Below are 12,353 nucleotides of genomic sequence, written 5' to 3' on the forward strand. Positions count from 1 at the left end.
TGGATGCAGGTGCGAGTTGCCGCGTGAGTTAGTCTCGGCGACGGCCACCCATCAGTTGAAGAACGGCGAGGAAGATGTTGATGGCATCGAGATAGATGGAGAGAGACAGCGAGACGGCGGAGCGACCGTCTCCGCCGGCGCGGATGCGGGCGAAGTCGCCTACGGTGAGCAGGCCGAAGATGCCGAGAGTGAGCCAGGAATAGGTGTCCGGCGAGAGGAAGTGGAAGAACATGCTGGCGATTCCGGCGATGATCAGCAACAGAAGCGCGGCGAAGCCGATGCCGGCGATACGGCGGTAGTTGATGTTAAAGAGGTACGCTACGCAACCCATGACGGCCATGCCAGCGCCGGTGGTGGCGGCGGCGTTGAAGACGATCGCGGAGCCGAAGTTGTGGATGTAGCGCTGGATGAGGGGACCGATCTCCCAACCCATGAAGTAGGTGAGGGTGAGGAAGAGTCCGAGCGCGACTGCGGGGTTGGCCTTGCGGGTGAAGTTGATGGCGAAGACAAGGCCGAGAACGACGATGAAGCCGACGAACGTTCCCCAGCTAGGCGCTGTAGCGACGCCGAGGGCGGTGACGAAGAAGCCGAACGAGGTGATGGCAAGCACCTTGGCGAGGAGTGAGGAGGTCTCCTCGCGAGGGACGTCGATGATGCCGGGATAGGTGTTCGTGCGGTAGTCGTTCAGTGCCATGGTTCGCTCCTGCTGCGTTGTTCTTCATGACCGGCTGATTCCGGCTCTATCACTATCAGACGCCTTTCCGGGCAATTTGTCATGTTGTGGTAAACCTGACCTTACGCGTTGTGACCCATCTGAGCCGCGAGGAGCCGGTTCTCAGATGAGTCACAACGCGAGTCTAATCATTCATCGTCTTCGTCGTCACGAATTACGATAGCCGCTTCGCGGAAGCCGATGCCTACCTTGAAGCCTACGGGCTTCATCGGAGCGGGAGCAACATCGATGGCGAGCTTCTCCATCTGTTCCCAGTTCGGACGGTTCTTATCGTAGTAGCTAGAACACTCGTAAATAAGAAACGGGACGACGATGTTGGGGTGCACTTCATTACACATCGTGACCATCTCCGACTCTCGATAGCCGGTCATGATGTGCGAGTAGGAGCATGTCTTGCAAAGCGAATCCGAACCAATCGGAGTTCCGCCTTTGATATATGCCTTGCCCATGGCAAGCCTTTCTAACCAGCGCTGGCTGGAGTGTTGGCGCAGTTTTGCTGCTGCGCAATGGCGCATGCGAGTTGGCGAATACGGCAGGGCAGTTCGAGAGTAATCGTCGAAACGACGTGTCTCGGTAGCTGGCCATTCGCCGCTCAGGAGATTCTGTTTGATGTGGATTGCGTAAGATCGCCCGCTAACGGTTAACGGCAGGCGAGAGGCAAAGTCCGGCGATCGCCCCAGACAAACATCTTCTGCGGTGATCTACGCATCGTGTTGTGCGATTTGGTGTTCATCGGACTCTCTCCTACGCTTTGTTACTTTGCCAGTTACGAATTGGAATTGCAAGATAATTTCTAAGGAATGATTTTATCGAGATCACTCGCAGGTGCTGCAAGCGGCCTTGGACGGCCAGGGATGTTGTAATAGATGAGGGTCGATTCACTAGAATGAGGTCCAGCCCAGAAATAATGCTGCCGGTTGTAGATCCGCGATTCTTCGAGCGAATATGTAGCTTTCTCAAAACTAGTTGGGACCACATAGACAGCGAATGGATCGTATGTTGAGGCGTACGGTCCGGACATTGGGTTCTCAATGTTTTTACTCTGGATTTGGGATAAAGTTGGCTTTCCTATGATGAGCGCTGGCTTATCTACTGTCGAAGGCCGAAAGAAGGTAACTTCCAGATTTTCTTTTTCAAGAAGCTTATAGGGTTGCGCCTCAGAATCGAAGCCAATAACGAGCAGCGGACAAGTATCGCTTGCGGACGCTGATCCAATAAAGAATAGGAGGGTGTGCTCACCATTCGAATCGTTGTAATGGCCGATGCGAAAGTATCGTGATCTGTCTAAGGGCAGGCTAGGCACATTGAAATCTGGCTTATCGCCTCCCGAATCGCTCTGCGGATTAATTCGGCGCAACTTATACGCTGTCACTATCTCGTAAGCTTTTGTCCCGGATAGAAATCGAATTCGTGTGAAGCCATCATGAACGTGGGCAGACTCGAAAACTAACTGAACCGGGGGAAGCTCTTGAGGGTAAATCGTCGCGTGACCAACTTGGTTGAAGGGCTGTTTGTGTGAAGCTTGCGCGAGAAGAAGAGATGGGCGGCTGAGAGCGAGCAACAGAAGGGCAACGCTCACGGCAAAGCATTTATGACTCTTTGACCAAGAGTAATTGGCTTGGGTGATGTGAGCTGTCTGCTTTCGTTGCATGTGATCTTACCTACGGATAAATGCGATTCAAGGTTCTAGCGAAGGGGATGGTTTCGCGGACGTGGTCGAGGCCGCAGATCCAGGCTACGGCGCGCTCGATGCCCATGCCGAAGCCGGCGTGGGGGACGCTGCCGTATTTGCGCAGGTCGAGGTACCACTGGAAGGCGTCGAGCGGGAGGTGGTGCTCTTCGATGCGGGACTTGAGGAGATCGTAGCTGTCGATGCGCTGGGAGCCGCCGATGATTTCGCCGTAGCCCTCGGGGGCGAGGACGTCGACGCAGAGGGCCTTGGTGGGGTCGAGCGGGTCGGGCTGCATGTAGAAGGCCTTGAAGGCGGCGGGATAGCGGTGGATCATGACGGGCTTGTCGAATTGGCTGGAGATGTAGGTCTCGTCGGGGCTGCCGAAGTCGTCGCCGTATTTGTGGGGAGCTTCGAGTTTGCCTTCGGCGAAGGCTTTTTCGAGCATGGCGTGGGCTTCGTCGTAGCTTAGGCGGGGGAAACGATTGGTGGCTGAGCCGGACGCTGTTGAGTTCGTCGTTGAAAAGGTCGCAGCGGTGGTGGCGGGACTGGCAGCTTCGGGGTCCTTCGACTCGCTGCGCTCGCTCAGGATGACGGCATCAGAGGAAGGTTGTGCGGTGCCGACGACGGCTTCGAGCTTGGCGATGTCTTTGCCGATGACCTTGAGGTCGGCGCGGTGCGACTCGAGGACGCGAGTGACGATGTGGGTGATGAAGCCTTCAGCGAGGTTCATGAGGCCGTCGAGCTCGAGGAAGGCGACCTCGGGTTCGATCATCCAGAACTCGGTGAGGTGGCGGCGGGTTTTGGATTTTTCGGCGCGGAAGGTGGGGCCGAAGCTGTAGACCTTGCCGAGCGCGAGGGCGGTGGCTTCGATGTAGAGCTGGCCGGACTGGGTGAGGTAGGCCTTGTCGTCGTCGAAGTAGTCCATCTCGAAGAGCTCGGAGGTGCCTTCGCAGGCGTTGGGCGTGAGGATCGGCGGATCAGTGCGGATGAAACCGTTGGTGTCGAAGTACTCGGCTGCGGCGCGCATGATGGTGGCGCGGACACGGAGGATCGCGGACTGGCGCGGGGTGCGGAGCCAGAGGTGGCGGTGCTCCATGAGGAAGTCGACGCCGTGCTCTTTGAGGGTGATCGGGAAGGGAGTGTCTTCGGGGACGCGCTGAAGGACTTCGATGCTTTCGACATCGAGCTCGAAGCCGGACGGGGCGCGAGAGTCGGCGCGGACTTTACCGGTGACGGTGAGGCTGGACTCGAGGGTTAATTCTTTCAGCTTATTGAACACCTCTTCGGAGACGGCGGCTTTGGGGACGATGCCCTGGATGGTGCCGGTGCCGTCGCGGAAGATGGGAAAGAGGAGCTTACCCGAGGCGCGGAGGTTGTAGAGCCAGCCGCGGAGGGTGATGGTCTGGCCTTCGTGCGACGAGAGGGAGGAGATCGTGGTGATGGGGGCAGGAGGGGCTGTGGTTGCTGTCGTGTCCATGAAGGTTTAAGTTTACGCGGTTTTGTCGGGCGGGGCTCGGCGGTCGGGCTCCCTTAGGCTTTATCGTGCTGGAAAGGAGCGGGGTCTCGCTTCCTCGATGTCCCACCCATCGCCTGAGACAAAGACGCGATGAATGGGGCACCCGGCGTCCGCCAGAGCGAGTGGTTGTAGCGTTAGGGCTTACTTGATGCCGACGACCATGGAGTCGGGGCCGACGAGGTGCTCGACGAAGGTGCTGGTGAAGCCGGCTTCTTTCATCCAACCGATGCAGTCGGCGCCTGTGTAGTCGAAGCCGCCGGAGTGTTCGATGAGCATGTTTAGACTCATGAGAAGGCCGAAGACGTTTTTGGAGCGGTCGTCGTCGATGATGCTGTCGTAGACGATGAGAGCACCTCCGGCTGGGAGAGCTTCGTAGGCTTTGCGGATGAGCATCTTCTTTTCTTCAAGGTTCCAGTCGTGGAGGATGTGGCCCATCATGACGACGTCTGCGCTGGGTATGGGGTTGGCGAAGAAGCTGCCGGGGTGAAAGTAGATGCGGTCTGCGAGACCGTTGCCGGCGATATAGTCCTCGAAGACAGGGCGGACCTGGGGCAGGTCGAAGCCGATTCCGGCGATGTGCGGGTTGGCGAGGGCGACCTGGGTGATGAGGCCGCCTTGTGCGGTGCCGACGTCGACGGCGGTCTTGAATTCGGACCAGGGAAATCTCTGAGAGATGGCGATGTTGGAGCCACGGCTGAGACCTGTCATGGCCTGGAGGTAGCCGCGGAGTTTTTCCCGATCCGAGCTAATGAGCTCAAAGAAGCCTTGTACCCCCGTCAGGATTTCGCTTTGCGGCTCGCCGGTGCGGAGGGCTGTTGTGAGCCCGCCCCAGAATTGGTAGAGACGATTGTTCGCCATCTCCAACATCCCGCCAATGTAGGATGGCTTGCGCTTGTCGAGGTAGAGGTCTGTTGAGGGCGTGTTGTAGTAGGTGCCGTCGCGGCGCTCGAGGAAGTCGAGGGCGACGAGGGCGTCGAGGAAGTCGTGTGCAGAGCGCGGGTGCAGGCGGAGCCGGTCTCTGAGTTCGGCCAGGGTTCCGGGGTTTTTGGCCAGCTCGGTGAAGAGCTCTAATTCAACTGCGCTGAGCAAGGTCTTCGAGGCCCAGAAGCCAAGACCTGTCTGCAGGATTTGATCCATCTGTGGTTCGTCCATCGCCGTCGCTTATCCTGTTTTAGATCGTTGTGTCTCATCGAATAAACACAAGTGAGGGAGGTTTATTCCCCAGGAAGCGGTGCGGATCTTTATGCGACCTTTTCGGTGGCTCGTTTGAGGAGGTCGAAGGCTTGCGTAGATTTGCTGATGACGGACTCGGGGGTTTCGTCCAGCTCGTGGGCGATCTCGAGGATGCCCGGGGTGTTGGCCGGGAGGGTGGCGATATGTTTAGCGATGTTGTGCCAGTCGATATTGAAACTTCCCGGGCCTGCGGTGCCGGGCCAGAGATGGTCGTCCTTGGCGCCGAGGTTGTCGTGGATGTGAAGCTCGGCGATGCGCGGCTTCAGGAGCTCGAAGGCTTCGTCGATTCCCTTGTTGGCTTCGGGCGCGGATAGATGGGCGTGGCCTATATCGAGGGTGACGCCGACGCGGTCGAAGTGGCCGACATTGATGATTTCGAGAAGGTGCTCGGGGGTGGTGATCTCGTTCTGGAGATTCTCAAGCAGGATGCGGACGCCGAGGGGGTGCGCAAAGGCTTTGAGGTGCTCGATGGCGGTGAGGGAGTTCTCGAGAGCGCGGAGGTTCCAGGCGTCATCCTTATAGCCGAGGTGGAGAGTACAGGCAGAGATGGGGATCTGCTCGGCGGACTCGAGGGCGCGCTTGACCTCGTCCATGGCCGAGATGCGACGGGATTTTTCGGGGTCGATCAGGTTGAGGTTTGGGGCGACGTGGCGCGACCACTGGGCGTCGGCGCGGTCGCTGAGGTAGAGGGGCTGGTGGAGCGTGGCTCCTGCGCCGGTCGAGTTGAACCAGGTGGCGATGTCGCGGACGGCGGCGCGGTCGGTGTAGTCGAAGTGATGACGGGCAGCAAAGAGCTCGATGACCTGAGCGCCGGATTTGTGGAGAGCGTCGAGCAGGCCGGGGTGCAGGCGTTGCGGGAGGAAGACGTGGGTGGAAAGTCCGGGTTGCATCACCTTTTAGGGTACAGCAGCGGAAGGGTTGGTGGTGTAGCGGAAGGGGTTCGGCAGGGGGTTCGGCTAAAATTTGAGTCGAGGAAGGTTTAGATGAAGCTTGCTGCTGGGGTGATTTTAGCTGGGTGTATCGCCTCGGGGAGTGGGATGGCGCACGGTCAGGTTGGGGGTACGGTTCCGGCTGAGAGTGCTCCTACGCCGGTTTCCACAACAGAGGAAGCGACGGCGAAGCAGATCGCTGCCATGGAAGCGAAGCTGGAGGACTGGCCGCAGCTGGGAAGATATCGAGCGGACAACGCAGCGTTGGCTCCGGCGACGGAGGGCGCCCAGAGGGTGGTGTTTTATGGGGACTCGATCACGGATAGCTGGGGCCGGAGGGCGGATACGGGGGAGTTCTTTCCAGGGAAGCCGTATGTCAATCGCGGGATCAGCGGGCAGACGACGCCCCAGATGGTGGTGCGGTTTCGGCAGGATGTGATCGATCTGCATCCGGCAGCGGTGGTGATTCTGGCCGGAACGAACGATATCGCAGGGAACACGGGGCCGATGACGCCGAAGATGACCGAGGACAACTTCCGGTCAATGATCGATCTGGCGAAGGCAAATGGGATTCGAGTGATTATCGCGTCGATTTTGCCGGCAGCGGACTATCCGTGGAAGACGGGCCTGGTTCCCGCGCCGAAGATCAAGATACTGAATGACTGGCTGAAAGGGTACTGTGTGGTCCACTCGGTGACATACCTCGATTACTACTCGGCGATGGTAGGGCAGGATGGCGGGATGAAGCCCGGCATCAGCTTCGATGGCGTGCACCCGAATGCGCAGGGATACGCGATTATGGCGCCGCTGGCGCAGGCGGCGATCGATAAGACACTGGGTGGCAAGTAGATTGGTCAGCTGGCGAAATGCTTGAGGCTTTGGGCATCTCCGAATGCTGCGCCAGAGGCAGTGTTATCGAAGATGCACCAGATCTCTTTTGCTGGATGAGCCGCGATGATGGCAGCGAGCACCCGCAGATACGTTGCCGGATAAGACGAGTAGTAAATGCGAGGGCTGCCGTGAAGACGGCAGTAGATCAGTTCGCCCCAGCCAGCGGAGTATGCAGCTTGAGGGACACGGGCAGGGTCGGCGGCAACTCTTGCGATCCGAAAACGCTGCAGGAGATCGTCGGCCTCGGGGATGAACCAGGTTGCGTGGCGCGGCTCTATGACAGTATTCCCTGAATATAAATCGCGAAGCATGGTGAAGAACTTCTTGGCGGTGGTTGGATTGAAGACGGAGCTCGGTGGAAGCTGAAAGAGGATCGTCCCCAGCTTGCCGCCGAGAGCATTCGCTTCGGTCAGGAAGTTTTGTAACTGCGCTTGGGTGCAAGCGAGTTTGGCTTCGTGAGTGATCGTCTTCGGCGCCTTGACGGAGAAGCGAAAGCCGTCTGGGACCGAATTCGCCCATTTCTCCCAGGTAGAGTGTCGGTGAGAGCGGTAGAAAGAGGAGTTGATCTCGGCGCAGTTAAAGATTTGAGAGTAGCGGACCAAGTGGGTGCCGTGCGGTAAGGTGGCTGCAAATTGTTTCGGAATACTCCAGCCAGCCGTACCGATTCGAAGGGACTTCATATACTGCGATTCGATGCAAAATGCTCCGATGTAGTGATTTTCCGTGACTTTCGCGTGCGTCATCAAGCTACTGTCGGGAAAATACCAGCGAACGGCCCAAGTGAAGATGCCAGGGACAGTGCCGACAGAGGACCGCGCCAGAAGGTTTTGGCAAGAAACCATGAACCGCTGCGATACTGGTAGGCGTCTAACTTTCTAGGCCAATGGCTACCACTACTCCCCCCAAGCCGAGTTCGTTCGACCGTACGCTGGCCAGCGCGCGGTCCACGATGATGTTCAGCGAGGTGGCAAGGCTTGCGGTGGACAGCTTCCGCGCCAGCAAGACGCGGTTTCTGCTCACCATGCTGGGTATGGTCATCGGCTCGGCCTCGATCATTCTTGTCGCAACGCTTGGGTCGACCGGCAAGCAGTATGCCCTGGATCAGCTGACGAGCATCGGACCGAACAAGATTGAGCTGCAGTATGGCGGCGGCAACATCAGTGGTCCCGACAACACCAGCACGCCCGACTACATGACGCTCGACGACATGCGCGCTGTCCTCGACCAGGTTCCGGGCATTGTCGCATCGTCACCCATGCTGGAGTATCACGATAACGTGAGTCTTGGCGGCGGCATCACGAAGCAGACGACGCTGTTGGGCGTCTCTCCCCAGTATCGAGTCGTGCGTAATCTCGTCGTTGTTTCCGGACGTTTCTTCGACGATCAGGATGAACTTGCCCATGAGAAGGTCGCTGTGATCGTGAAGCCGTTCGCGGAGGAACTTTACGGCAACGATAAGGCTGCCGTCGGGAAGACGATCAGCATCAAGGGCATTCCCTTCGTCGTCATCGGAGTATTCAAAGAGGCCTTCGATACCTACGGTCAATCGGAGATCAGCGACCACACCATGCTTGTGCCCTACCCGGTGGTGCGCTACTTCACGGGAACCAACACGCTGAAGGAGTTATTTTTTACCATGCGGAGTGCGTCGATGGTGGTTCCGGCCAGCGAGCGCATCCTCGAAATCGTACGTTCCCGGCACTATGCGGGTTCGGTCTACACCGCTGCGACGCTCACCGATATTCTCAGCAGCATGGCAAAGATCGCGGACATGCTGACCATCGTTCTCACGCTTGGCGCGGGTATTACGATGATCGTCAGCGGCGTCGGCATTATGAACAGCATGCTCGCCAATGTTCAGTCGCGATTGAAAGAGATTGGAATCCGGAAGGCGCTGGGTGCCACGAGTCGCGAGATCAGGCTGCAGTTCCTCACCGAGTCGGTCTTCCTCTCGCTCAGCGGTGGCGTCATCGGGACAATCATAGGCCTTGCGTTGCCGTTGACCCTTGGGCTGCTTACGCCGTTCAGCATCCCTGTCAATCCGTGGTCGCCAGTCTTCGCGCTTGGCAGTTCTGTGCTTGTCGGCGTTCTCTTTGGGACGCTTCCGGCGAACCGCGCCGCACGGCTCGATCCTGTGCAAACGCTGAAGTACGAGTAAGGTTTCTTCTCATTCGAGCACTTGCTGTTACAAAATAAAACGCATCGACCTTTGCGCAGATTTCGCGAAGGCCGATGCGTTTTGATGTTTCGAAGCTGATTCGATTAAGCGGTCGCGGCTGCTTCGGCTTCGGGCTGATCGCCCTTGACCGTCACCTTCACGTGGCTGGTGACCTCGCGGTGCAGCTTCACGGGAACGTGGTATTCGCCGATCGTCTTCAGAGGCTCCTCGAGGGAGATCTTGCGGCGATCGATGGTGAAGCCCTTGGCTTCGAGCTGCTGCGCGATGTCGCCCGAGGTGACCGAGCCGAACAGATGCTCGTTCTCGCCGACCTTGCGCTCGAACACGAGCTCGACCTCGGAGAGCTGGGTCGCCAACTGCTCGGCTCCGGTCTTCTCCTTGGCGGACTTGCGAACCGCCGATGCCTTCATCTGCTCGATGACTGCCTTGTTTGCGAGGGTCGCTTCGATCGCGAGCTTCTCCGGCAGCAGGTAGTTGCGCCCGTAACCGTCAGCGACCTTAACCACGTCGCCGCGATGTCCGAGCTTGTTTACGTCTTCCTTCAGAATGACTTCCATTGCATTTCTCCGATTTCGTCTCTGGCTATGATGCCGCCAGTCTTGCGTATCCAATAGTTCCGCAGAAGCGGAAAAAGTTAGAAGCGTGCAGCGAAGGCAAGCAGGGCAATGTTGCGCGACTGCTTGATTGCCAGGCTGAGCTTGCGCTGGTGGCGGGTGCAGACGCCGGTCAGGCGACGCGGAACGATCTTGCCACGCTCGGCAACGAAGCCCTGAAGCAGGCGAACGTCGCGGTAAGAGATAGCGTCGATCTTCTCGGTGCAGAACTTGCAGACCTTCTTGCGACGGAAGAACTTGCGACCGCCAGGTCCGCCGCCGGGTGCGCCTGCGGGGCGTGGGGTGCGAGGACCGGCGCCGGGGCCAGAGTGCGCCGGGCGAGATGTTGGTGCGTGCTGCTCAGTAGATTGCGTGCTGGTTTCGTCAGCCATGATATTTCCCTCTCAGGTACGTTGTGCCTCTCCTCGCTCCAGGTTCGCGTTGGAGCCTCTGAACAACCGACGAAGTGCAATCGATTGGAAGCGAAGATCGGTGTTCGTAGTGCGTTGTGCGATGCGGATTAAGAGCCTCATCGCAGATGTTCTGGCGAAGGCGGAAGTTAGACCGCGGTGGAGACAGTCTCGGCCGGTGCGTCGGTGGCGACGTGCTCGGCAGGAGCTGCTGCAACGGGCTTCTTCTCTTCTTCGGTGTCGGCCTCAGCTGCTGCGACCGGCGCGTGGACAGGAGCTGCGATCGGCTGCGCGCTGCGCTTGACCTTGGTGTCGCGGATGGCCTTAACCTTCGCGAGACGCTTCTCTTCTTCGTCCATGCGAACCGTGATGAACTTGATGACCTGCTCGGAGACGCGGAGGCGACGCTCGATCTCGGTGATCAGCGAACCGGCTGCGGCGACGTTCAGCAGGATGTAGAAACCGTCGTTGAACTTGCGGACGGTGTAGGCGAGCCGGCGGCGGCCCATCTTCTCGACGCTCTTCACTTCGCCGCCACCATTGGTGACGTTCGCGGAGAAGCCTTCAATCAGCTTGTCGAGTTCGGCTTCTTCAACGTCTGGACGGACGATGAACATGATTTCGTAGGTACGATTCATTCGATTACTTCTTTCTGCGAAGTTCTGCTTCGCACCGTGCTGGCGTCTGTTCTGCCAACCCGGTTTGGAATTTCGACTGCGTCTAGTTTCCGTAACAACACATTTGCTGCTGCTTCACTTCTCCCGCTTTACTTCGCCCCCGACACATCCGATCCATTCTCCGGATCGTCTGGACGACGGTTGAACCTGTTCATGGCAGCACTGACGCCTTCTGTCAGCACCGTCTTGACAGCGTCTTCCACTCTGTCGAGCACTTCATCCAGCACCGCAAGCTCCTGCTTGCGAAACTGCGACAGCAGATAATCCCTGCCGCCTGCTTTGATCTCTCTACCATCCGCCAGCGCCGGTTTCCCAACGCCGATGCGAATGCGCAACCATTCTTCCGTTCCAAGCGCACCGGAGATGGACTTCACTCCGTTGTGCCCGTTTGCTCTGCCGTTCGCGCTGATGCGTAGTCGGCCCAGCGGAAATGCAAGCTCGTCATAGAGGACGATCAGATCCTCCGACGGAATTTCCAACTCAAGCTCCTGAATCAGGGCGGCTACGGAAAGCCCGCTCAGATTCATGTACGTCTCAGGTTTAGCCAGCAGAACTTCGTGTCCTGCAAGCCTCGCCTTCGCCGTGAGAGCCCGTCCCCGGCGATTAGAGAGAACCACGCCGCAGTCGTCCGCGATGCGATCCACAGCGAGAAAGCCTGCGTTGTGCGGCGTGAACTGATACTCGATACCGGGGTTGCCGAGACCGACAATCAACTTCACGCTTTGTTTCCCTTTCCAGCAAACTCAGGCGGCCTGCAGGTCTCGAAAGACTTGCAGGCCGCGCAAAACTACTTCTTCTTCGCGTCCTTGGCATCGGCAGCAGGTGCAGCAGCGGCTGCATCTGTCTTGCCCTTCTTGGCAACCTCTGGCTCGGCCGGAGCAGCGACGATCGCGTCAGCAGCCACAACCTCTTCCTTGATCGCGGTAACGTGAGCGACAGTCGCATGCTCATCGCCCAGGAACTTGATGCTGCCAGAGTGCGGCAGATCGGAGACGTGGATTACTCCATGCAACTCGAGGCCAGAGACATCGACATCCAAGTGGCTCGGAATGTCGTTTGGCAAGCACTCAACTTCGACTTCGCGCATGACGTGCTCGAGAATGCCGCCCTGCGACTTGACGCCGACAGGAACGCCAACCAGCTGGATCGGCACCGAAACCGTCATCATCTTATCCATCGCGATGCGCTTCAGGTCGATGTGCAGCAACGCACCCTTGATGGGCTCATGCTGCCAGTCGACGATCATGGCCTTGACGACGGCGGAACCCTCGACGTTGAGATCGAAGATGGTGTTGTGACCGGAGTCAGAGTGCAGAATTTTGGTGATGACTTTGGGGTCGACCGCAACGGCGACTGCGTCCTGGCCTGCGCCATAAACAACGGCGGGGATCTTGCCGGAGACACGAACGCGACGAGCTGCGTTCTTGTTGAACTTGCCCTCGCGGGGCGTTGCGACGACTGCTTCAATGGTGGATGTTGCCATGATGAAATCTTCCTTTCGGGCACAGAGTTGAGCTCTG

At 58.4% G+C, this 12,353-nt stretch carries 14 protein-coding genes; 2 read left to right on the forward strand and 12 right to left on the reverse strand.

Annotated features, from left to right (window positions below):
* Positions 1–28: 28 nt before the first annotated feature.
* The 6 genes from RBB76_RS08635 to RBB76_RS08660 form a co-directional block, all read right to left on the reverse strand.
* Positions 29–694: a Bax inhibitor-1/YccA family protein gene (locus tag RBB76_RS08635; protein ID WP_429627825.1), complete on the reverse strand. Its 666-nt coding sequence runs from the start codon at positions 692–694 to the stop codon at positions 29–31.
* A 167-nt stretch (positions 695–861) separates the two neighbouring features.
* Positions 862–1,182 carry a hypothetical protein gene (locus RBB76_RS08640; RefSeq protein WP_429627824.1) on the reverse strand — a complete coding sequence of 107 codons (321 nt, stop codon included), beginning with the start codon at positions 1,180–1,182 and terminating at the stop codon, positions 862–864.
* Between the two features lie 344 nt (positions 1,183–1,526).
* A complete protein-coding gene (locus RBB76_RS08645) occupies positions 1,527–2,384 on the reverse strand; it encodes a hypothetical protein (RefSeq protein ID WP_429627823.1) in 858 nt (285 codons plus the stop codon).
* 10 nt (positions 2,385–2,394) lie between these two features.
* Positions 2,395–3,882: an asparagine--tRNA ligase gene (asnS, locus tag RBB76_RS08650; RefSeq protein WP_429627822.1), complete on the reverse strand. Its 1,488-nt coding sequence runs from the start codon at positions 3,880–3,882 to the stop codon at positions 2,395–2,397.
* A gap of 180 nt (positions 3,883–4,062) precedes the next feature.
* Complete coding sequence (locus RBB76_RS08655) at positions 4,063–5,073, reverse strand: methyltransferase (RefSeq protein ID WP_429627821.1); 1,011 nt, start codon at positions 5,071–5,073, stop codon at positions 4,063–4,065.
* Positions 5,074–5,162: 89 nt separating this feature from the next.
* Positions 5,163–6,044, reverse strand: a complete 882-nt coding sequence (locus RBB76_RS08660; protein ID WP_429627820.1) for a sugar phosphate isomerase/epimerase family protein — start codon at positions 6,042–6,044, stop codon at positions 5,163–5,165.
* A 93-nt stretch (positions 6,045–6,137) separates the two neighbouring features.
* Between RBB76_RS08660 and RBB76_RS08665 the strand changes: the two genes are divergently transcribed.
* On the forward strand, positions 6,138–6,932 hold the full coding sequence (locus RBB76_RS08665; RefSeq protein ID WP_429627819.1) for an SGNH/GDSL hydrolase family protein: 795 nt from the start codon (positions 6,138–6,140) through the stop codon (positions 6,930–6,932).
* 5 nt (positions 6,933–6,937) lie between these two features.
* Here the strand turns inward: RBB76_RS08665 and RBB76_RS08670 are convergent, their stop codons facing one another.
* Positions 6,938–7,717, reverse strand: a complete 780-nt coding sequence (locus RBB76_RS08670; RefSeq protein ID WP_429627818.1) for a DUF72 domain-containing protein — start codon at positions 7,715–7,717, stop codon at positions 6,938–6,940.
* Between the two features lie 140 nt (positions 7,718–7,857).
* On the opposite strand from RBB76_RS08670, the gene RBB76_RS08675 reads away from it, so the two are divergent.
* A complete protein-coding gene (locus RBB76_RS08675) occupies positions 7,858–9,132 on the forward strand; it encodes an ABC transporter permease (protein WP_429627817.1) in 1,275 nt (424 codons plus the stop codon).
* A gap of 104 nt (positions 9,133–9,236) precedes the next feature.
* Here the strand turns inward: RBB76_RS08675 and rplI are convergent, their stop codons facing one another.
* The 5 genes from rplI to RBB76_RS08700 form a co-directional block, all read right to left on the reverse strand.
* Positions 9,237–9,710 (reverse strand): 50S ribosomal protein L9, encoded by a 474-nt coding sequence (rplI, locus tag RBB76_RS08680; RefSeq protein WP_429627816.1) that lies wholly within the window; start codon positions 9,708–9,710, stop codon positions 9,237–9,239.
* 77 nt (positions 9,711–9,787) lie between these two features.
* Positions 9,788–10,138 (reverse strand): 30S ribosomal protein S18, encoded by a 351-nt coding sequence (rpsR, locus tag RBB76_RS08685; RefSeq protein WP_429627815.1) that lies wholly within the window; start codon positions 10,136–10,138, stop codon positions 9,788–9,790.
* 167 nt (positions 10,139–10,305) lie between these two features.
* The gene (gene rpsF, locus RBB76_RS08690) at positions 10,306–10,794 is read right to left on the reverse strand and encodes a 30S ribosomal protein S6 (protein WP_429627814.1); all 489 of its coding nucleotides are present in this window, start codon (positions 10,792–10,794) and stop codon (positions 10,306–10,308) included.
* Between the two features lie 128 nt (positions 10,795–10,922).
* Positions 10,923–11,552 (reverse strand): aminoacyl-tRNA hydrolase, encoded by a 630-nt coding sequence (pth, locus tag RBB76_RS08695; protein WP_429627813.1) that lies wholly within the window; start codon positions 11,550–11,552, stop codon positions 10,923–10,925.
* Positions 11,553–11,620: 68 nt separating this feature from the next.
* On the reverse strand, positions 11,621–12,316 hold the full coding sequence (locus RBB76_RS08700) for a 50S ribosomal protein L25 (RefSeq protein WP_429627812.1): 696 nt from the start codon (positions 12,314–12,316) through the stop codon (positions 11,621–11,623).
* Positions 12,317–12,353: the final 37 nt, after the last annotated feature.

The organism is Tunturiibacter psychrotolerans (genome assembly GCF_051013365.1).
Classification (GTDB): domain Bacteria; phylum Acidobacteriota; class Terriglobia; order Terriglobales; family Acidobacteriaceae; genus Edaphobacter; species Edaphobacter psychrotolerans_A.